The organism is Alloalcanivorax sp. C16-2, assembly GCF_046507615.1.
GTDB lineage: Bacteria > Pseudomonadota > Gammaproteobacteria > Pseudomonadales > Alcanivoracaceae > Alloalcanivorax > Alloalcanivorax marinus_A.
This window is the reverse complement of the sequence record NZ_JBKFTL010000001.1, coordinates 678,928-698,379: the sequence shown is the minus strand read 5'-3', so window position 1 is coordinate 698,379 and position 19,452 is coordinate 678,928. Positions and strand designations below refer to the sequence as shown.

Here is a 19,452-nt window from a genome sequence, read left to right as displayed (position 1 = left end):
CAAGGATCACAGCAGCACGTCCTGGGACGGGGTCACCCGCATCACTTCCTCGATGGTGGTGAGGCCCTGGGCCACCTTGCGGGCGCCGCTGATGCGCAGCGGCCTCATGCCATTCTTGACCGCCTGGCGGGTCAGGGTCTCCAGGTCCTCGCCGCGCCCCACCATGCCCTTGAGGGCGCCGTTGAAGGGCATCGTCTCGTACACGCCCATGCGGCCCAAATAGCCGGTGCCCCGGCATTCCAGGCAACCCACCGGCTGATGGACGGTGTCCGGCATGGCCATCTTGAACGGGCGCACCAGCTCCTGCCAGGCCGCCGGGTCCGGCTTCGCCGGCGCCTTGCAGTGCGGGCACAGGGTCCGCACCAGACGCTGGGCCATGACGCCGATCACCGTGGCCGAAATCAGATAGGGCGGCACGCCCAGATCCGCCAGCCGGGTAATGGACGACGGCGCGTCGTTGGTGTGCAGGGTGGACAGCACCAGGTGGCCGGTGAGCGCCGCCTGGATCGCCATGTCGGCGGTGGCCAGGTCGCGGATCTCGCCGATCATTATGATGTCCGGGTCCTGGCGCAGCATGGCCTTCACGCCCTGGGCGAAATCCACTTCGATATTGGCCTGCACCTGCATCTGGTTGAAGCTGGGCTCCACCATCTCGATGGGGTCCTCGATGGTGCAGACATTGACCTCGCTGGTGGCCAGTTGCTTGAGGGTGGAGTACAGGGTGGTGGTCTTGCCGGAACCGGTGGGGCCGGTGACGAACACGATGCCATGGGTGTGGCCGGTCATGTCCCGCCAGTGCTCGTGGTCCTCGCGGCTGAAGCCGAGCTGGGCGAAGCTGCGCACCAGCACGTCCGGGTCGAAGATGCGCATCACCATCTTCTCGCCGAAGGCGGTGGGCAGAGTGGAAATACGCAACTCCACCTCGTCGCCATCCGGGGATTTGGTCTTCAGGCGACCGTCCTGGGGCTTGCGTTTCTCCGCCACGTTAAGCCGGGAGAGAATCTTCAGGCGGCTGGTCACCGCCGCCATGATCGCCGCCGGCAATTCGTAGACGTCATGAAGCACGCCGTCGATGCGAAAGCGCATGCGCCCCTGGTCCCGGCGGGGCTCCAGATGGATATCGCTGGCGCGCTGCGAGAAGGCGTACTGCAGAATCCAGTCGACGATGTTGACGATGTGCTGATCGTCGGCGTCGTGGTGCCCCTTGCCCACCTCCAGCAACTGCTCGAAGTTGGTGATATTGGAGAGTTCCTGGCCTCCGGCGCGGGCGGCGCCGGCGATGGAACGACTCAGGTTGTAGAACTCGATGCGGTAGCGGCGCAGTTGCTCCGGGTTGGCGAACACCGTTTCCAGCTCGCGATCACCGAGCACCTGGCGCAGGTGTTCCCGCCAATCCAGCTTGAACGGCTGGTCGCAGGCCACCACCACCCGGTCGCGAAGGCTCTCCAGGGCAACGATGCCGTGGCGCTCGGCGAAGGCGTAGCTCATCACCCGGGTCACCTGGTCCACATCCACCTTGAGAGGGTCGATGTGATACAGCGGCAGGCCGCTTTTTTCCGCCAGCCATCGCGACAGGAACTCCATGTCCAGCACCCGCTGACCATGGCTCAGGTCCACCAGCCGGTATTTGGCCACCACTTCCAGCGGATGCCAGTTGAGTTCCTTGTTCTCCCGCGGCGTGGTGGAAATGACATTGAAGTCCTCGCGGCTGACGCGCTGCTCCTCGAGCAGCTCGCGCATCACCCAGCGGACGTCCACTTCCTGGCCCTGGCGGTGCGCGGGCACGGCGGTGACGGACACGATGTTCCCCCTGCTTGGTTCGGTTTCAGGCCACTGTAGTCCGCGCCGGGGCTTGCCGCCATCCCCGATTCATCGGAATCTGAACCGGTCCCGGCCAGGCCCTGGCCGGGGTCCCGTGGACGGGTCGCGGCATCCCCTCTATACTCGCGCCCCATAAATATGACCTTTCCGTTACAGGGTGACCCCCATGTCCTTCGGAAGCTCGATCGCCGGCCTGTTCGGCCGCTCCCCCATCAAACCCCTGCAACAGCACTACGACACGGTGCATGAATGCGCAGTGGGGCTGGGTGATTTCTTCGCCGCCATCAGCGCCAGTGACTGGGAGCGCGCCAAGGCCGCGCGCCAGCGCGTCGCCGACCTGGAAAACCAGGCCGACGAAATGAAGAAGCAGTTTCGCCTCAACCTGCCCAAGAGCCTGTTCCTGCCGGTGCCACGCTCCGATTTGCTGGAGTTGGTCAGCGTACAGGACAAGGTGGCCAACAAGGCCAAGGACATCGCCGGGCTGATGTTGGGCCGGCAGATGACCATCCCCGCCTCCCTGGCCACCGCCATGAACGACTATCTGCAGGGCGCCATCGACACCTCCGCCCAGGCCCGCAAGGCGATCAACGAGCTGGATGAGCTGGTGGAAACCGGCTTCAGCGGTCGTGAGATCCGGCTGGTGGAGGACCTCATCGAAGAGCTCGACCGCCTGGAACGGGCCAATGATGAGCAACAGATCATCATCCGCTCGCAGCTGTTCAAGCTGGAAGCCGAGCTGCCGCCGGTGGACGTGATCTTTCTCTACAAAATCATCGACTGGATCGGCGACCTGGCCGACCGGGCCCAGAAGGTGGGCGGCCGTCTGCAACTGCTGCTCGCCCGGTAAAAACCACTCAGCACCAAGACCAGGGGTTCCTCAATGGAGTGGATGCTCGAACACAGCATGCTGATGCTGCTTATCGCCGGCGCGTTCGGCTTCCTGATGGCCTGGGGCGTGGGGGCCAATGATGTCGCCAACGCCATGGGAACCTCGGTGGGCGCCGGCGCGCTGACCGTGAAGCAGGCGGTTCTGATCGCCATCATCTTCGAATTCGCCGGCGCCTACCTGGCCGGTGGCGAGGTCACCGCCACGGTGCGCAAGGGCATCGTCGACGCCGGCGTGTTCAGCGAGACACCGCATTATCTGATCTACGGCATGCTGGCCGCGCTGCTGGCGGCGGGGATCTGGCTGGTGGTGGCATCCTGGGCCGGCTGGCCGGTGTCCACCACCCACTCCATCGTCGGCGCCATCGTCGGGTTCGCCGCCGTTGGCGTGGGCATGGACGCGGTGCACTGGGAGAAAGTGGGCTCCATCGTCGCCAGTTGGATCACTTCTCCACTGCTGGCCGGCTTTATTTCCTTCTTCCTGATCAAAAGCGTGCACCGCCTGGTGCTCAATCACGACGACCCCTTCCAGCGCGCCAAACGAGTGGTGCCCTTCTACATGTTCCTGGTCGGCTACGTGCTCACCGCCGTGACGCTGGTGAAAGGCCTCAAACACATCGGTCTGGACGTGAGCTTCGGCGCCAGCCTGGCCTGGGCACTGATCGGCGGTGTGGCGGTGGCGCTGCTGGGCGGCGCCATCCTGTCGCGCATCAAGCCGGACCCGGAAGCCGACAAGGACTTCCGCTACAGCTCCGTGGAACGCATCTTCGCGGTACTGATGATCTTCACCGCCTGCGCCATGGCCTTCGCCCATGGCTCCAACGACGTGGCGAACGCGGTGGGGCCGCTGGCCGCCATCAACAGCGTCATTGTCAACGAGGGCGCCATCGGCGAGGCCGCTGAAATGCCCAGCTGGATTCTGCTGGTGGGCGCCATGGGCATCGTCTTCGGCCTGGCCCTTCTCGGCGCCCGGGTGATGGCCACCGTGGGCACCAAGATCACCGCCCTGACCCCCAGCCGCGGCTTCGCCGCCGAGCTGGGCGCCGCCACCACCGTGGTGCTGGCCTCCGGCACCGGCCTGCCGATCTCCACCACCCACACCCTGGTGGGCGCGGTGCTGGGCGTTGGCATGGCGCGCGGCATCGGTTCGCTGAACCTGCGCGTGATCGGCACCATCTTCACCTCCTGGGTGGTGACGCTGCCGGCCGGAGCGCTGCTGTCGATTCTGTTTTTCTACTTCTTCAAGGGGCTGTTCGGGGCTTAAGGGGCAACACGAACACGCAGCACGCACGCGCTTCGCGCTACACGCAAGCACGCTTGCACGCGAAGTCAAAACCCTCGCCCAAAGGCTTGGCGTGTTTGCGTGTAGCGCGAAGCGCGTGCGTGTAGCGTGTTGCGTGTTGCGTGCAAACCTCTCTTTCTCGCTATACTCCCACCATGACCACCCACACCGAGAGCCCCGTGTCCGACACCGACAACCAGGTCGCCTGGTTCCGCAATTCATCGCCGTACATCAACGCTCACCGCGATCGCACCTTCGTGGTGCTGATCAGCGGCGAGGTGCTGGATTCACCGCGCCTGCCGGCGCTGGTTCATGACCTGGCCATGCTCAACGCCCTGGGCGCGCGGCTGGTGCTGGTGCACGGCGCCCGGCCGCAAATCGGCCGGCGGGTGGACGCCGCCGGGCTGGAGAGCCGCTTCGAGAACCACACCCGCATCACCGACGCCGCCGCCCTGGAAGAGGTGACCGCCGCGGTGGGCGCCCTGCGCCTCAAGCTGGAAGGGCTGTTCTCCATGGGGCTGTCCAACTCGCCCATGCATAACGCCGCCATCCAACTGATCAGCGGCAACTTCGTGATCGCCAAACCGGTGGGCGTGCGCAACGGCTTCGATTACCAGCACACCGGCGAGGTGCGGCGCATCCAGGTGGACGCCATCCGCCGCCAGCTGGACGCCGGCAACGTGGTCATGCTCTCGCCCCTGGGCGCCTCGCCCACCGGTGAACTGTTCAATCTGAACGCCGAGGAAGTGGTCTCCAACACCGCCATCGCCCTGGCCGCCGACAAGCTCATCGTGCTTGGCGAGGGCCTGCGCGTGGACGACGATGAAGGCCGCCTGCTGCGCGAACTCACCCCCCAGGAGGCCGGCCGCCTGCTCGCCCAGGAGCGCTTCAGCACCGACCCGGTGGACCGCCAGCTCACCGCCGCCTGCCACGCCGCCAGCAACGGCGTGGCCCGCGCCCACCTGCTTGATGCCCGCGAGGACGGCGCCCTGATCCGCGAGCTGTTCACCCGCGATGGCTGCGGCACCATGGTCACCCGGGAAACCTACGAGACCCTGCGCGGCGCGCGCATCGACGACGTCGGCGGCATCCTGGAACTGCTCGCCCCCCTGGAAGAGGACGGCACCCTGGTGCGCCGCTCCCGGGAACGGCTGGAAAACGAGATTCATCGCTTCGCCATCATCGAACGCGACGGCATGGTGATCGGCTGCGCCGCCCTCTACCCGTTCCCGGAAGAGAAAATCGGCGAGCTGGCCTGCGTGGCGGTGCACCCGCACTACCGCAACAGCGAGCGCGGCCTGCAACTGCTGCGCTACCTGGAACGACGCGCCCGCGAGCAGAGCCTGCAAAAGCTGTTCGTGCTCACCACCCGCACCGCCCACTGGTTCCGGGAACAGGGCTTCGAGCCGGCCAGCGTGGATGCCCTGCCCGCCCAGCGCCAGGCGCTGTACAACTGGCAGCGCAACTCCAAGGTGTTCGTTAAGAGCCTGTAGCCGCCCCGGGCGCTACACCCAGTCTTCCACGCGCAGGCCAGGCACCCGGTCGAACTCGCGGCTATTGTGGGTGACCAGGATCAGACCCAGGGCGCGGGCGTGGCCGGCGATCATCTGGTCATAGGGGCCGATGGGGGTGCCCGCCCGGGCCAATTCCGCGCGCAGTTCACCGGTGTGCACGGCCGCCTCGGTGCCGTAGTCAAGCACCGCCAGGCGCGCCGCGAACCCTTCCACCACGTCCAGGTTGTCCCGGGGGCGGGCCGAACGTTCGGTGCCGTAAATCAACTCCATCAGCGTAACGCTACTGATGCACATGCGGCCCTGACAACGCTGGAACGACTCGCGCACCGACGTGGGTTTGTTCTTGATGGTGAAGATGCAGATATTGGTATCCAGCATATATTTCAGCATCAGAACCCCTCGCGCTCCTGATCATCCGGCTGCTGGCGGTCGGCCATGAAATCCGTGCTTACGTCCGCTCCTTCGAACCAGGAGTCCCACGCCTCCCCGGCGGGCACGATGAGGCGCGCCCGGCCCAGGGCCACGATCTCCACCTGCTTGACGTCATCCGGGAAGGCGACCGCCTTGGGCAGGCGCACCGCCTGGGTGCGGTTGCTCTTGAATACAGTGGTCTTTTCCATGGCGCCTTCCTCCGGATTACGGATCAACGCCGTCATGCTCGCTCTTCGTGTTGTATATGTCAACGGGATATACGCCACTTCCTCAATTCGACTTTCCATGTCCTGCCTCCTTTTTGTTCCGTTCACGGCGAACGCTAACACTCCCGCACAGGCTGGTATGTAGGACATCCCGGATAGTGTGTGCGCCCTGGCCCACACCGGGACAAGCGATATTCCCCCTTGCCCGCCGCGCTGCGCTACAATGCCCGGTCCCGAACACCCGGCAGCAGCGAGGATCCCATGCCCCAGTACCGCTCCCGCACCACCACCCATGGCCGCAACATGGCCGGCGCCCGTGCCCTGTGGCGCGCCACCGGCATGAAGGACGACGATTTCGGCAAGCCGATCATCGCCATCGCCAACTCCTTCACCCAGTTCGTGCCGGGCCATGTGCATCTGAAGGACATGGGCCAACTGGTGGCCGGCGAGGTGGAACGCGCGGGCGGCATCGCCAAGGAATTCAACACCATCGCGGTCGACGACGGCATCGCCATGGGCCACGATGGCATGCTCTATTCGCTGCCCAGCCGCGACATCATCGCCGACTCCGTGGAATACATGGTCAACGCCCACTGCGCCGACGCCCTGGTGTGCATCTCCAACTGCGACAAGATCACCCCGGGGATGCTGATGGCCGCCATGCGCCTGAACATCCCGGTGATTTTTGTCTCCGGCGGCCCCATGGAAGCGGGCAAGACCAAACTGGGCGAGCAGAAACTGGACCTGGTGGACGCCATGGTGATGGCCGCCGACGACAAGGTGGACGACGCCACCGTGGCCGAGGTGGAACGCTCCGCCTGCCCCACCTGCGGCTCCTGCTCCGGCATGTTCACCGCCAACTCCATGAACTGCCTCACCGAGGCCCTGGGCCTGTCGCTGCCGGGCAATGGCTCGCTGCTGGCCACCCACGCCGACCGCCGCGAACTGTTCCTGGAAGCCGGCCGCCGCATCGTCGACCTGGCGCGGCTCTATTACGAACAGGACATGGAGAACGTGCTGCCGCGCAACATTGCCTCCTTCAAGGCGTTCGAGAACGCCATGAGCCTGGACATCGCCATGGGCGGCTCCACCAACACCGTGCTGCACCTGCTGGCCGCCGCCCAGGAAGGCGGGGTGGACTTCACCATGGAACACATCGACCGGCTCAGCCGCAAGGTGCCGTGCCTGTCCAAGGTGGCGCCGGCGACCCAGAAGTACCACATGGAAGACGTGCACCGCGCCGGCGGCGTGATGGGCATTCTCGGCGAGCTGGACCGGGCCGGCCTGCTGCACCGGGACCTGCCCATGGTGCATTCCGCCACCGTGGCCGAGGCGCTGGAGCACTATGACGTGGTGCGCACCAGCGACGAGGGGGTGAAGAAGATGTACACCGCCGGGCCGGCGGGCATCCCCACCCAGACCGCGTTCAGCCAGGACACCCGCTGGGACAGCCTGGACACCGACCGCGCCAACGGCTGCATCCGTGACTACGAGCATGCCTACAGCAAGGACGGCGGGCTCGCGGTGCTGTACGGCAACATCGCCGAACGGGGCTGCATCGTAAAGACCGCCGGCGTGGACGACTCCATCCTCACCTTCACCGGTCGGGCGCGGGTGTTCGAATCCCAGGACTCCGCGGTACGCGCCATCCTCGGCGATCAGATCGTGGCCGGCGACGTGGTGGTGATCCGCTACGAGGGTCCGAAAGGCGGCCCCGGCATGCAGGAAATGCTCTACCCCACCAGCTATCTGAAATCCAAGGGCCTGGGTAAAAGCTGCGCGCTGCTCACCGATGGCCGCTTCTCCGGCGGCACCTCCGGGCTGTCGATCGGCCACGCCTCACCGGAAGCGGCGGAGGGCGGCGCCATCGCCCTGGTGGAGGAAGGCGACACCATCGAGATCGACATCCCCAACCGCACCATCCGTCTGGCGGTAAGCGACGAGGAACTGGCCCACCGCCGGGAAAAAATGGAGAAACGCGGCAAGCTGGCCTGGCGGCCCAAGGAGATCCGGCAGCGCAACGTATCCACCGCCTTGCGCGCCTATGCCGCCCTGGCCACCAGCGCCGACCGCGGGGCGGTACGCGACCTCGGCCAGATCGGCGAGTAACGGCGGGAGGGTCACGGATGAGCCTGCAACGCCGACTGATGCCCCACCTGGCCCGGCTGCTCACCAGCCCGGGCCGGGAGCGCTGGCGCCGCCGGCTTCTGGAATGGCGCCGGCGGCTGGCCCGCCGCCCCCACGAAGCCACCTTCCATTTCCGCGTCGACGACCCCTATTCCCTGCTCATGGCCCAGGCTCTGCCGGCCTTCGGCGAGCACTTCGGACTGCGCATCATTCCCCGGGTGATGCTCTACCTGGACGCCAATCTGTACCCGGCGCCGGATATGCTGCGCGACCTGGCGCCCCAGGACGCCGCCGCCCTGGCCGAATTGCACGGCCTGGAATTCCCCACCGGGGCAACGCCACCGGACCCGGAACGCGCCCTGGCGGCAACCCGCTGCCTGCTCAAGCATGAAGGCGACGAACGCTTCTGGAGCCTGGCCCATGCTCTGGGCCAGGCGCTCTGGGCCGGCGACGACGAACGCCTGGAGCAACTGCTCGCCAGCCATGGCCAACAGCCCGAGGACCAGGCGCGGCTCGCCATGGAGGCCCGCCGCGACCAGTTCCTCGCCGACGGCCACTACCTGACGGCCACGCTGCATTACCAGGGTGAGTGGTACTGGAGCCTGGAACGGCTCGACCATCTGGCCCGGCGCCTGGAAGCACTGGGCCTGGGTGGGGGGCCCTGGCCGCTGGACTACGGGGCCGCCAAGCACGCCCGTCTGGACGGCCCTGCGGCACCGGAAGGCACACGTCTGGCGTTCTATTTCTCGTTTCGCAGCCCCTATTCCTACCTGGCCCTGGAGCGCGCCTACGCCCTGGCCGACCACTACGGCGTGGAGCTGGAGGTACGGCCGATACTGCCCATGGTGATGCGCGGCCTGACCGTGCCCCGGGCCAAGCGTCTCTACATCGTCACCGACGCGGCCCGGGAAGCGCGGCTGCACGGCGTGCCGTTCGGCAAGATCCAGGACCCGGTGGGCCCGGGCGTGGAACGCTGCATGGCGCTGTGGCCGTTCGCGGAAAAGGAGGGCCGCCTGCGCGAGTGGCTGCTCACCGCCGCCCGGGGCATCTGGAGCCAGGGCGTGGACGTGGCCGGCGACGCCGGCCTGTCGCGGCTGGCCCGGCAGGCCGGCCTGGACTGGAACCGGGCCCGCCGCTGGCTGGGCGACGACCAGTGGCAGGCCCGCGCCGAGGCCAACCGGGCGGCGATGATGGACGCCGGCGGCTGGGGCGTGCCGAGCTTCCAGAGCGGCGACACCCTGATCTGGGGCCAGGACCGGTTGGCCCTGGTGGAGCGGGTCCTGTTACGCAACGGTCATTGATCCCGGCGGCCCGCCGGGCCACCGTAGGAGCGGCCGGGCGGCTCGCCTGTTCAGCCGCTCCACAACACAACAAATACAGCGAGGACCTGATTCATGACGTTAGCCTTCTGGTGTGTACTGGTCGCTTTTCTGCTTCCCTTCGCCTTCACCGGGTTCGCCAAGTTCCAGGGCGGCTTCGGCCTGCGCGAGAACCATAACCCCCGGGAATTCCTGGAGACCCTCAGCGGCGCCCGCAAACGCGCCCACTGGGCCCAGCAGAACAGCTTCGAGATCAACCCGGCATTCGCCGCGGCGGTGATCATCGCCCAACTGGCGCACACCGCGCCCCAGGGCACCATCGACGGCATCGCCGTGGCCTTCGTGCTCAGCCGGGTGCTCTATGGCGTCTGTTACATCGCCGACTGGGCCAGCGCTCGCTCCCTGGTGTGGTTTTTCGGCATGGGCTGTATCATTGCTCTTTTCGTCGGCACCGCGGGTTAAAGATGGCAGCAACTGAATCGACCAACGCCTTTCTGGAAAAAGCCTGGACCGAGAAAGGCCCGAAACTGATCAGCGGCTTTTCGCGGCCGGTCTATCACAACGTGATGGGCCTGCTGCGTGGCCGCAAGTATGACAAACGCGCCTACGGCGGCATGATCCGCCACACAGAGGCGGCCATGCTCACCCAGTGGTCAAGCCAGGTGCCCAAGGGCGGCGTGGTGGTGGAGATCGGCTGCTACGGCGGTCTGTCCACCAGTTACCTGCTGCGCGGCCTGAAGAAGAAAGGCGGACACATCTACGCCATCGACCCGTTCAACTCCGACCTGGGCAAGCAGGAGGAGCTCACCGACAACCTGGTGCCGCTGGAAAACAAGCCCACCAAGGCGCTGGTGGCCGAGCGGCTGCGCCGCAACGGCTTCGAAGGCATGTTCGACCTGATCGAGGGCTATTCCCAGGAAGCCGCCGCCCAGTGGGACCCGTCGGTGAAGATCGACTTCCTGTGGATCGACGGCAACCATGAACAGGCCTACCGGGACTTCAAGGATTTCGAGCCACACCTCAACCCCGGCGCCCGGGTGGCGGTGCACGACGCCCATCCCCGTTATGGCTATCAGGCGGTGGTGGACGACGTGAAGAAAATCTTCGCCGAAGGGGCCTGGGCGGACCTGGAGCATGTGAAGAGCATCATCACCGGCCGCAAGGTGGGCTGAAGCCCGCCGTGGCCCACCGTGTCCTGATCAACGGGCGCCATACCTTGATCTGCCCGGACGGCGTCCCCATCCTGAGCGCCGGCCGGGAGGCCGGATTCGGCTTTCCCCATGCCTGCCGCAACGGCGTCTGCGAGCGCTGCCTGGGCCGGCTCGGCGCCGGCTCGGTACGCCACACTCGCGGTGGCGGCGCCCACGAAGACACGATCATCCACGCCGGCGAGCCCCGGGCGGACCGGGTGCTATACTGCGTGGCCATTCCGATCAGCGATTGCGAGATCGACGTGCCAGAGATCACCGCGCCGGGCGAATTGCCCGTGCACCGACTGCAGTGCCAGATTGTCCAGCGAGAACCGCTCAACCACGATGTCACCCGGGTGTGGCTGCGTCTGCCCGCCGGCAAGGCGGTACGCTGGCACGCCGGCCAGTACCTGATTCTGGAGCTGGAGCATGGCAGCTACCCGTTCTCGATCGCCAACGCCCCCGGCGGTCGCGATCTGGAGTTGCATGTGCGCCACGCCACCGACAATAGTGCCGCCCACGCCATCATGGCGGATCTGAGCGAACGCGCCACGGTGGCGGTGACCCTGCCGGACGGCCAGCGTTTCATCGATGGCGCCCCCGACCGGCCACTGTGGTTTATCTGCGGCTCCACCGGCTTCGCCCCGGTGAAGGCGATGATCGAACGTCTGATCGAGCTGGACTATCCGCTGCCGGTACGCCTGTTCTGGGGCGCGCGCACCGAGGATGACCTTTATCTGCCCGACCTGCCCGCCCGCTGGAGCGCGCAACTGCGCGACTTCCACGCCGTCACCGCCCTGTCGGACATGAGCAAGCCCGGCCACGCCGTGGGTCTGGTCCACGAAGCGGCCCTGGAAGCCCTGGCCGAACCCCGCGAACCGCTGTTCTACGTGGGCGGCTCCCCGGCCATGGCCTGGGCGGTGTTCGACGCTCTGGTGGAGGAAGGGGTGCCGGCGGAGAACATCCACTCCGACGTGTTCGATTACGCGCCTCGGGAATAACGCCAGACGCTGGACGCCGGACGCCGGACGCTAAAACCCTGAGCTGGAAGGAATGGTGTGTTTCCTGCCCGGCCTCACCTTCCTGGCCGTGGCGCGCCATGGATTTCAGGCCCGGGTTAAAGCGTCCAGCGTCCAGCGTCTGGCGTCCACACCCCCCGCCCGGCACAATAAGCCATCCCCAGTCTACGGTCGCCCCATGGACGATACCCGCCCCCCGAGCACCGATCCCCACGCCACCCTGTTGCCCTGCCCGCAGTGCGACCTGGTGCTGTCGGTGACCGATCCGGCGCCGGGGGAATGGGTGCGCTGCCCGCGCTGCCGGCACCCGCTGGCCCGCCATACGGTCCATGACCAGACCAGCCCGGCCCTGGCGGTGACCGCCCTGATCCTGCTCGCGGTGGCGCTGGCGTTTCCCTATATCCGCTTCGAGAAAAATGGCGTCGGCGACCAGATGGGGCTGCTGGATGCCGCCACCCAGCTGGCCGCCTTCCACCACCCCGCCCTGGCGGTGGTGGTGTTCGCCACCATCGTGGTGCTGCCAGCCTGTTTCCTGGGCGCTTTGCTGTGGGTGCACGCCAGCCTGCGCCGGCGCGCCGGGCCACTGCCCGGCACCGCCGCCCTGGTGCGCGCCCTGCCCCGCTGGCAACCCTGGATGATGGCCGACGTGTTTGCCATCGCCGCCCTGGTCAGCCTGATCAAGATCGTGGGCATGGCGGAGGTGTCCCTGGAACCGGGCTTCTGGGCCTTCACCGGCTTCGCCCTGGCACTGCTGATCACGGTTCAGCGCCTTCACCCGCTGGCGCTGTGGGCGCGCCTGGCCGGCCCGCCAAAGGTTCCCGCCGGGGCCCGGCCCGGTATGACCGCCGCCGCCCAGGGCCTGGTGGGCTGCGAGCAGTGTGGCCAGCTCCAGGCCCTGGATGGCCACCGGCATTGCGTGCGCTGCGGCGGTCGCCTGCATCGGCGCCATCCGGGCAGCCTGCAGCGCACCTGGGCGCTACTGGTGGCGGCCACCCTGTTCTGCTTTCCGGCGCACCTGTATCCGATCATGATCACCACCAGCCTGGGCCACACCCAGCCGGCCACCATCATTTCCGGCGTGCTGCAGTTTCTCCAGCACGGCGACTGGCCGATCGCCCTGATCATCTTTACCGCCAGTGTTCTGGTACCCTTCGGCAAGATCATGGCTCTCGCCTGGCTGTGCCTGGCGGCACGCCGGGACGCGCCCCTCGACATGGCCGCCCAGATGCGCCTGTATCGGATTACCGAATGGGTCGGTCGCTGGTCGATGATCGATGTGTTCGTGGTGGCCATCGTGGTGGCCCTGGTGCGACTGGGCAATCTGCTGTCCATCGACCCGGGTCCCGGTGGCCTGGCCTTCGCGGCGGTGGTGGTGCTGACCATGCTGGCCGCTTTCAGTTTCGATCCGCGTTTGATCTGGGACCGGCAGGGGCCGGCCCCGGAACCGGACGCCCAACCCCGGGATGACAATGAGCTCGACTCCCTCGCGCGCCGTTCATGAGCGCCTGCCCCGTCTCTCGCCGGTCTGGCTGATCCCGCTGGCGGCGTTGTTGATCGGCCTGTGGCTGGCGTTCGATCATCTCGCCGGCCAGGGCCCGATGATCACCCTGAAGCTGCAGGACGCGGAAGGCATCGAGGCCGGCAAGACGCCGATCAAGACTCGCAGCGTGCAGGTCGGCACGGTGGAGACCGTGACCCTGTCCGAGGACCTGCGCCATACCCTGGTCACCGCGCGCATGCAGGACGGCGCCGACCGCATGCTCAACGAGGACACCCGCTTCTGGGTGGTCAAACCCCGTATTGGCCGGGAAGGGATCAGCGGCCTGGGCACGGTGCTGTCCGGCGCCTACATCGAGCTGCTGCCCGGCGATGGTAACGAGAAGAAGCGCCGCTTCACCGTGGAGGAGCAACCACCGGTTACCGAGGCCGGTGCCCGGGGTCTGTACCTGACCCTGCACAGTGAACCGGGCAACAGCGTCACCACTGGCGATCCGGTAACGTTCCGCAACCTCACCGTGGGCCGGGTGGTGGACACCGAATTCATCGCCGAGGACCGCAGCATCGAGCACCGCATTTTCATCGAGAAGCCCTACGACGTGCTGGTCTCCGATACCACGCGCTTCTGGAGTGTGTCCGGGGTCGGCTTTCAGCTCGATTCCCAGGGCTTCCGGGTCAATCTGCAATCGTTGGAGACTCTGCTCGGCGGCGGCATCGCCTTCGGCGTGCCCGACGACACCATGCCCGCCGGCAGCCCCGCCAAGGAGGGCGATGAGTACACCCTCTACGCCGACCAGGAGGCGGCCCGCCGGGGGCTGTTCGATCAGTACCTGGAATATGTCCTGCTGGTGGAAGACACGGTGCGCGGCCTGAGCCGGGGGGCGCCGGTGGAATACCGGGGCGTGCGCATGGGCACCGTGGAGCAGGTGCCCTGGAAATTCACCGGTGAACAGCCGGATTCGCTGAGCCGCTTCTCGATACCGGTCTTGATCCGCGTCGAACCGCAACGCATCACCCAGGGCAGCGAGGTATTGCTGGACGACTGGCGCGAACGCCTGGAGCGCATGTTCGGCAACGGCCTGCGCGCCTCGCTGAAATCCGGCAACCTGCTTACCGGCGCCCTGTTCGTGGACCTCAACTTCCACCGTGACGTGCCCGCCTACGAGCCGACCCGGTTCGAGAGCGTGCCGGTGTTCCCGACCACCTCCAATGGCCTGGCGCAGATCGAGAATCAGATCAGCGGCCTGCTGGACACCCTCAATAGCCTGCCGCTGCGGGACATCGCCGAGGGGCTGGACCGCAACCTGGCCGCCTCCGAGGCCACCCTCAAGGAAATCAGCGCCACCGCGCAGCGCCTGGAAGCCCTGCTCGGCGACCCGCGCACCCGGCAGCTTCCGGGGCAGCTCAACGACACCCTGGCCTCCCTGGAGCGAACCCTGGACGGCCTGTCCGGCGCCGATGGCCAGCAGCTCTCCGATACCCTGGAGCGCCTGGAGCAGGTGCTGCGCGACGCCGAGCCGCTGCTGCGCACCCTGCGCGAAAAGCCCAACGCCCTGATCTTCTCCCGCGAACCGCCGGAGGACCCCCTGCCCAGAGCGCGAGATGAATAGCCCTGAGCGCATGACAATGACCAACCAAACAACCGCCCGGAGCCAAAGATGGCAATCAGACTTCCTCTCCTGCTACTGATGCTGCTGGCCCTGACCGCCTGCGCCCAGGCACCCGTTACCGGCGAACGGCATTACCTGCTGCCCTCGGCCCGCCTGGCGGCGCAACAGCAGCCCCTGGCGCTGCGCCTTCAGGTGGCCGGCTACCTGGATCAGGCCGGCCTGGTGCTGGAAACCGGCCCCGCCACCCTGACCAGTGCCCGCTCGCACCGCTGGGCCGAGCCCCTGGAGGAGCAGTTGAAACGATCACTCGCGGCGGCACTGCCGAAAACGGACGGCGAATTGCGGGTCACGGTGAGCCGCTTCCAGGGCACCACCGACGGCGATGCCCGGGTCAGCGGCGAATGGCGCTTCCAGGGCACGGGCGGGCCCCCGGTCGGCGGCACCTTCGACAAGCGCCAGGCGCTGGAGCGGGACGGTTACGAGGAACTGGTGCTGCGCCTGGACGCCGCCTGGATGGAAGCAGCCGGGGATATCGCCCGGCGGCTGGCGGCGTTGATGCACGACGCCAGAGTGGAGAATTCCGGTGATCGGGATGATCGCGACTGAAGCGGTGCGCCGAAGCCTCAAGAATGCTGAGTCGCATTCTCCGGCAATGGCAAAGCCGGCAGCGATCCGCCCAGCTCCGCCACCCGCCGTTCCAGCACCCGGGCCGCCTTGGTGCGATCCCCCAGGGCCAGGTACAGCCGTGACAGCTCCGCCAGGGCGGTGGCGCTCTGGCTGGAGTTAGCGGCGGCTTCGAAGAAATTCTGCGCCTTGCCCCACAGCCGCGCCTTCAGCGCCACCCGCCCGGCGGTAACCAGCACGGCGGCGTTGCCGGGGCGCTCCACCAGCCATTTTTCCAGGGTCTGCAGCAGATCATCCGGCGACAAATCGTCGATGGCTTCCAGCACCGGCGGCAGACGGTCATCCCAGTCCCGCTCCAACTGATCACGGACCAGTTGCAGAGCGCGGCGGCCTTCCCCCAATTGCGCCAGGAAACCGGCATAGCGAGCCACCATGGCCGGATCGTGCTTGAGGGCGGTAGGCACCGCCTTCCACAGCTCGCGCAGTTCCCTGGCGCGGCTTTCCGCGTCGTTGAAGCCGGGCTTCTGGCCCAGGTGCTGCAACCGCGCCAGCCAGGCGCGCCGTTCCCGACGCGCCGCCTGCTGCTCGCCGAGAGCGCGGCGCAGGCGCGGCAACAGGGCGCACAGCGCCTCCCAGTCCCGCTCGCGTTCCAGCACGTCGGCGTACAATACCTGCACGCGGCGGTTGCCCGGCGCCCGTTCCGCCAGCCCCTGCAACTCCCGCCGGGCCTGGTCCGGGCGGCCTTCGTCCAGGGCGAAACGGGCACGCATCAGACCGGCCACGGCGTCGCCACGGCGGCAGCGAGCGGCCGCATCCAGATATCGCTCCAGCGCCTCGGCGTCACCGCGCTGGCGGGCGCACTCGGCGGCCAGCAGCCAGGCCGCCAGGGGCCAGTCGCCATCACGACCGGCGGCGCTGAGCAACCGCTCCGCCTTTTCCGGTTCGCCATCCATAAGCAGGATGAAACCGCTGCGCAACCGCCGGCGCGCCACCCGCAGGCGGAAGCGACGGGTGGCGCGCAGCGGTTCGGCGGCATTCCACAGCAGGTTCAGGAACAGAGTCAGCACCACCAGGGCCACCGCGCCCAGAATCAGCGCCAGCACCGCGAAGCCGAGGGTGCTTTCCAGACGCCAGTGGTCACGGATCACCAGCAGGTAGCCGGAATCCGCCGCCATCCAGCGCCCCAGCAAAGTGGCGGCCACCAGGGCCGCCACGATCAGCAGCAGGGCTTTCTTCATTGGCCGCCCTCCTCGCGCTTGAGCAGGTCACGCTTGAGCTGGCGGATGGCATCCAGACCGGCGCCGATGTCCGGCAACGCCTGGCTCACCGCCTGACCGTCCAGCTCGTCCAGGGCGGCACGGATCTGACGCACCCGGCCCTGATCGTCGCGGAACCACTGGTCAAGCGTGGCGCGGGCGCTGTCCAGGGCCTGGCGATAGGCTTCTTCACGGCCCTGCATCAACGCCAGCCGGGCCTGTTGCAGGCTGGCATCCAGGGTCAGGCGCACGGTGGCGGCCTGGGTTTCGGTAAGCGGCAGGGGCACCTCACCTTCGTGGCGGCGCACCGTCACCGGAAGTTGCGAGAGCAACCGGGCCCACCAGCCCTGGTCCTGGTCCGGCACCGGCGCCTCCGGCGGCGCGTCCCGCTCCGGCATCGCCAGCTCCGGCACCAGCGCCTGCAGGGCACCCAGGCGCAGCACCATGGCCTGAATGTCCACCTGCAATGCGCCGTTGAGCTTCTCCATGTCCACCGCCAGGGCCTGGCGGGCCGGCAGCGCGTCGGGATCGTCGAGCCGTGCCAGGGTCTGGTCGGCGGCCTCCAGCAAGCGCCGGGCGGCGGCGGCGTCACCGGTGAGCAGCAGCCGCTGCCCGGCCAGGCTGGCCAGCGCCTCCGCCTCGTTGGCCAGCCACAGGGTCTGGCCGCCCTGGCGCACATCCGCCAACGCTTCACGATCCCGGGCCAGGCGCGCCTGCAGGCGTTCCTGCTGATCGCGCAGCGCCTGCTCCGCCTGGCGCCGCTCGCGGCTCTGTTGATCGAGCTCCGCGCGCAGTTCGGCGATGCGGCCGTCCAGGCTCTGGCGATCGTTTTCCAGCACCCGCCATTGCTGCCAGCCCCACCAGCCGGCGGCGCCCAGGGCGGCCAGAATCACGATCACGATGAGCAGCGGCCACAGGCTCAGGCCCTGTTGGCGGCGGAGGGGGCGGTGCGTCATGGGGTCTCCCTTTATTGGTGTGTTCCCTTTCCCGGCAATCAACTCAAGATAATGAGCGCGACCCGGCGCGTCTAGCCGGGCAAGGCCGCCAGCATGTCCGAGTCGTGGGCACTGGCGGCGGTGATCACCGGCCCGGCGTGGCTGGCGGCCACGGCGGCGGCCACTCGATCGCCGGCGGCGATCACCATGATGTCCGCCGCGATCCGGTCGGCCAGGGCCCGCCAGCCTTCGACGCTGGTGATCATCACCGTATCGATGCCGTCGGGACAGTGCCGGCGCGGGTCGGGAAGGCGCCGGTAGAACGGTATCACGTCCACGGTGGCACCCCGTTCGCGCAGGCGCGCGGCCAGCCAGTCGCGGCCGCCATCACCACGGCAAATCAGAATGCGCCGGTCCCTCACCTCCGCCAGGCACGGCAACGCCAGCACCGCCTCGGAGTTGAACCCGCTACGCGGGTATGCCGGTGTCAGGCCGGCCTGGCGGATAACCGCCGCGGTGGATTCACCCACCGCCAGCCAGTGCAGCCCCACCGGCCACTGCGGCCAGAGGTCCGCCATCGCCGCGAGGGCGTGATGGGCGGCGTTGGCGCTGACGAAGAAGACCGCGTGGTAAAGGTCGAGATCCAGCAGCCGGCGCCGGTGCTCGTCGGCCAGCGGCAGCGGCTCGATGCGCAGCGCCGGCACCAGCTCGACGTCATGGCCGGCGGCGCGCAGCCGCGCCGCGAGCGCCTCGCCCTGGCCGGCGGGACGGGTGATCAGAACCCGGCTCATGCCCGGTCGTAGAGATCCTGGAGAATGCGGTCGGCACCCTGCTCCAGCAGGGCCTCGGCGATGCTTCGGCCGAGCTCGACGGCCTGTTCCCGGGGGGCGCGATCCTCGGCGCGCAGCACCGTCTTGCCGTCCTCGCTGGCCACCAGGCCGCGCAGCCACAGGCGGCCGTCATCCTCGAGCAGGGCAAAACCGGCGATGGGCACCTGACAGCCGCCTTCCAGCCGCCGGTTCATGGCGCGCTCGGCGGTGACCCGGTCCCAGGTCCGCGGATCACTGAGCGGAGTCAGCAGCTCGATGGTACGCGCGTCACCATCACGGCACTCGATGCCCACGGCGCCTTGCCCCACCGCCGGCAGGGACTCCTCCGGCGGCATGTCGTAGCGAATGCGCTCATGCATTTCCAGCCGCTTGAGGCCGGCGGAAGCCAGGATGATGGCGTCGAACTGGCCGTCGTCGAGCTTGCCCAGGCGGGTCTGCACATTGCCGCGCAGACTGGACACACGCAGGTCCGGCCGGTTGGCCAGCACCTGGGCCTGACGGCGCAGGCTGGAGGTACCCAGACGAGCGCCTTCCGGCAACGCCATCAGCGATTCATGGTGGTTGGAAACGAAGGCGTCGCGGGGGTCCTCACGCTCACAGATCACCGGCAGCGCCATGCCCTCGGGCAGTTCCATGGGCACGTCCTTCATGGAATGCACGGCGATGTCGGCGCGGCCGTCCATCATCGCCTCTTCCAGCTCCTTCACGAACAGGCCCTTGCCACCGATCTTGGCCAAGGGGGTATCGAGAATCTTGTCGCCCTGGGTCTTGATGCGCACCAGTTCCACGCGCAAACCCGGGTGCAGGGCTTCCAGCCGTTTTTGCACGTATTCCGCCTGCCAGACGGCAAGGGGACTGGAACGGGTGGCGATGCGCAGGATCTCGGCGGACATGGAAGCTCCGGA

The 19,452-nt window shown here is 67.6% G+C and carries 18 protein-coding genes; 11 read left to right on the top strand and 7 right to left on the bottom strand.

Translation table 11 applies throughout. The annotated features are described in order from the left end of the window. Positions 1 to 6: 6 nt before the first annotated feature. Positions 7 to 1,740: a GspE/PulE family protein gene (locus tag ACLD02_RS03305; RefSeq protein WP_410298627.1), complete on the bottom strand. Its 1,734-nt coding sequence runs from the start codon at positions 1,738 to 1,740 to the stop codon at positions 7 to 9. 247 nt (positions 1,741 to 1,987) lie between these two features. Between ACLD02_RS03305 and ACLD02_RS03300 the strand changes: the two genes are divergently transcribed. The 3 genes from ACLD02_RS03300 (at position 1,988) to argA (ending at position 5,481) form a co-directional block, all read left to right on the top strand. Continuing rightward, positions 1,988 to 2,668, top strand: coding sequence for a TIGR00153 family protein (locus tag ACLD02_RS03300; RefSeq protein WP_203103479.1), 681 nt, complete (start codon positions 1,988 to 1,990; stop codon positions 2,666 to 2,668). A 33-nt stretch (positions 2,669 to 2,701) separates the two neighbouring features. Further along, complete coding sequence (locus ACLD02_RS03295; protein ID WP_203103481.1) at positions 2,702 to 3,970, top strand: inorganic phosphate transporter; 1,269 nt, start codon at positions 2,702 to 2,704, stop codon at positions 3,968 to 3,970. A gap of 173 nt (positions 3,971 to 4,143) precedes the next feature. Then, a complete protein-coding gene (argA, locus tag ACLD02_RS03290) occupies positions 4,144 to 5,481 on the top strand; it encodes an amino-acid N-acetyltransferase (RefSeq protein WP_410297932.1) in 1,338 nt (445 codons plus the stop codon). A 12-nt stretch (positions 5,482 to 5,493) separates the two neighbouring features. Here argA and vapC read toward each other — a convergent pair whose 3' ends face one another. Then, complete coding sequence (gene vapC / locus ACLD02_RS03285) at positions 5,494 to 5,892, bottom strand: tRNA(fMet)-specific endonuclease VapC (protein ID WP_410297931.1); 399 nt, start codon at positions 5,890 to 5,892, stop codon at positions 5,494 to 5,496. After that, positions 5,892 to 6,122: a type II toxin-antitoxin system VapB family antitoxin gene (gene vapB, locus ACLD02_RS03280; RefSeq protein ID WP_410298626.1), complete on the bottom strand. Its 231-nt coding sequence runs from the start codon at positions 6,120 to 6,122 to the stop codon at positions 5,892 to 5,894. Before vapB ends, vapC begins: the two co-directional genes overlap by 1 nt. A 279-nt stretch (positions 6,123 to 6,401) precedes the next feature. Between vapB and ilvD the strand changes: the two genes are divergently transcribed. The 8 genes from ilvD (at position 6,402) to ACLD02_RS03240 (ending at position 15,508) form a co-directional block, all read left to right on the top strand. Further along, positions 6,402 to 8,249 (top strand): dihydroxy-acid dehydratase, encoded by a 1,848-nt coding sequence (gene ilvD / locus ACLD02_RS03275; RefSeq protein ID WP_203103488.1) that lies wholly within the window; start codon positions 6,402 to 6,404, stop codon positions 8,247 to 8,249. A gap of 17 nt (positions 8,250 to 8,266) precedes the next feature. After that, positions 8,267 to 9,568, top strand: a complete 1,302-nt coding sequence (locus ACLD02_RS03270; RefSeq protein ID WP_410297930.1) for a DsbA family protein — start codon at positions 8,267 to 8,269, stop codon at positions 9,566 to 9,568. 93 nt (positions 9,569 to 9,661) lie between these two features. Beyond that, on the top strand, positions 9,662 to 10,048 hold the full coding sequence (locus ACLD02_RS03265; RefSeq protein WP_203103490.1) for an MAPEG family protein: 387 nt from the start codon (positions 9,662 to 9,664) through the stop codon (positions 10,046 to 10,048). A 2-nt stretch (positions 10,049 to 10,050) separates the two neighbouring features. Next, complete coding sequence (locus ACLD02_RS03260; protein WP_410297929.1) at positions 10,051 to 10,758, top strand: class I SAM-dependent methyltransferase; 708 nt, start codon at positions 10,051 to 10,053, stop codon at positions 10,756 to 10,758. Positions 10,759 to 10,766: 8 nt separating this feature from the next. After that, positions 10,767 to 11,777 carry a 2Fe-2S iron-sulfur cluster-binding protein gene (locus tag ACLD02_RS03255; protein WP_410297928.1) on the top strand — a complete coding sequence of 337 codons (1,011 nt, stop codon included), beginning with the start codon at positions 10,767 to 10,769 and terminating at the stop codon, positions 11,775 to 11,777. A gap of 196 nt (positions 11,778 to 11,973) precedes the next feature. Next, entirely contained in the window at positions 11,974 to 13,296 is a 1,323-nt protein-coding gene (locus ACLD02_RS03250) for a paraquat-inducible protein A (protein ID WP_410297927.1), read from the top strand. Further along, positions 13,265 to 14,902 (top strand): intermembrane transport protein PqiB, encoded by a 1,638-nt coding sequence (gene pqiB / locus ACLD02_RS03245; protein ID WP_410297926.1) that lies wholly within the window; start codon positions 13,265 to 13,267, stop codon positions 14,900 to 14,902. Before ACLD02_RS03250 ends, pqiB begins: the two co-directional genes overlap by 32 nt. Positions 14,903 to 14,950: 48 nt before the next feature. Then, positions 14,951 to 15,508 (top strand): membrane integrity-associated transporter subunit PqiC, encoded by a 558-nt coding sequence (locus ACLD02_RS03240; RefSeq protein WP_410297925.1) that lies wholly within the window; start codon positions 14,951 to 14,953, stop codon positions 15,506 to 15,508. A gap of 17 nt (positions 15,509 to 15,525) precedes the next feature. Here the strand turns inward: ACLD02_RS03240 and ACLD02_RS03235 are convergent, their stop codons facing one another. From ACLD02_RS03235 to hemC, 4 genes are all read right to left on the bottom strand, one after another. Continuing rightward, complete coding sequence (locus ACLD02_RS03235) at positions 15,526 to 16,764, bottom strand: heme biosynthesis HemY N-terminal domain-containing protein (RefSeq protein ID WP_410297924.1); 1,239 nt, start codon at positions 16,762 to 16,764, stop codon at positions 15,526 to 15,528. Beyond that, positions 16,761 to 17,738, bottom strand: coding sequence for a uroporphyrinogen-III C-methyltransferase (locus ACLD02_RS03230; protein ID WP_410297923.1), 978 nt, complete (start codon positions 17,736 to 17,738; stop codon positions 16,761 to 16,763). The genes ACLD02_RS03235 and ACLD02_RS03230 overlap by 4 nt, the downstream gene beginning before the upstream one ends. A 71-nt stretch (positions 17,739 to 17,809) precedes the next feature. Further along, complete coding sequence (locus tag ACLD02_RS03225; protein WP_410297922.1) at positions 17,810 to 18,508, bottom strand: uroporphyrinogen-III synthase; 699 nt, start codon at positions 18,506 to 18,508, stop codon at positions 17,810 to 17,812. Then, positions 18,505 to 19,440, bottom strand: a complete 936-nt coding sequence (gene hemC / locus ACLD02_RS03220; protein ID WP_410297921.1) for a hydroxymethylbilane synthase — start codon at positions 19,438 to 19,440, stop codon at positions 18,505 to 18,507. Before hemC ends, ACLD02_RS03225 begins: the two co-directional genes overlap by 4 nt. Positions 19,441 to 19,452: the final 12 nt, after the last annotated feature.

Coding starts and splice junctions, on each gene's coding strand:
- pqiB (WP_410297926.1), top strand. CDS start 13,265: ATGAGCTCGACTCCCTCGCGCGCCGTTCATGAGCGCCTGCCCCGTCTC.
- ACLD02_RS03270 (WP_410297930.1), top strand. CDS start 8,267: ATGAGCCTGCAACGCCGACTGATGCCCCACCTGGCCCGGCTGCTCACC.
- hemC (WP_410297921.1), bottom strand. CDS start 19,440: ATGTCCGCCGAGATCCTGCGCATCGCCACCCGTTCCAGTCCCCTTGCC.
- ACLD02_RS03260 (WP_410297929.1), top strand. CDS start 10,051: ATGGCAGCAACTGAATCGACCAACGCCTTTCTGGAAAAAGCCTGGACC.
- ACLD02_RS03250 (WP_410297927.1), top strand. CDS start 11,974: ATGGACGATACCCGCCCCCCGAGCACCGATCCCCACGCCACCCTGTTG.
- ACLD02_RS03265 (WP_203103490.1), top strand. CDS start 9,662: ATGACGTTAGCCTTCTGGTGTGTACTGGTCGCTTTTCTGCTTCCCTTC.
- vapB (WP_410298626.1), bottom strand. CDS start 6,122: ATGGAAAAGACCACTGTATTCAAGAGCAACCGCACCCAGGCGGTGCGC.
- vapC (WP_410297931.1), bottom strand. CDS start 5,892: ATGCTGAAATATATGCTGGATACCAATATCTGCATCTTCACCATCAAG.
- ACLD02_RS03240 (WP_410297925.1), top strand. CDS start 14,951: ATGGCAATCAGACTTCCTCTCCTGCTACTGATGCTGCTGGCCCTGACC.
- ACLD02_RS03230 (WP_410297923.1), bottom strand. CDS start 17,738: ATGACGCACCGCCCCCTCCGCCGCCAACAGGGCCTGAGCCTGTGGCCG.
- ACLD02_RS03235 (WP_410297924.1), bottom strand. CDS start 16,764: ATGAAGAAAGCCCTGCTGCTGATCGTGGCGGCCCTGGTGGCCGCCACT.
- ACLD02_RS03305 (WP_410298627.1), bottom strand. CDS start 1,740: ATGCGCGAGCTGCTCGAGGAGCAGCGCGTCAGCCGCGAGGACTTCAAT.
- argA (WP_410297932.1), top strand. CDS start 4,144: ATGACCACCCACACCGAGAGCCCCGTGTCCGACACCGACAACCAGGTC.
- ACLD02_RS03295 (WP_203103481.1), top strand. CDS start 2,702: ATGGAGTGGATGCTCGAACACAGCATGCTGATGCTGCTTATCGCCGGC.
- ACLD02_RS03300 (WP_203103479.1), top strand. CDS start 1,988: ATGTCCTTCGGAAGCTCGATCGCCGGCCTGTTCGGCCGCTCCCCCATC.
- ACLD02_RS03225 (WP_410297922.1), bottom strand. CDS start 18,508: ATGAGCCGGGTTCTGATCACCCGTCCCGCCGGCCAGGGCGAGGCGCTC.
- ilvD (WP_203103488.1), top strand. CDS start 6,402: ATGCCCCAGTACCGCTCCCGCACCACCACCCATGGCCGCAACATGGCC.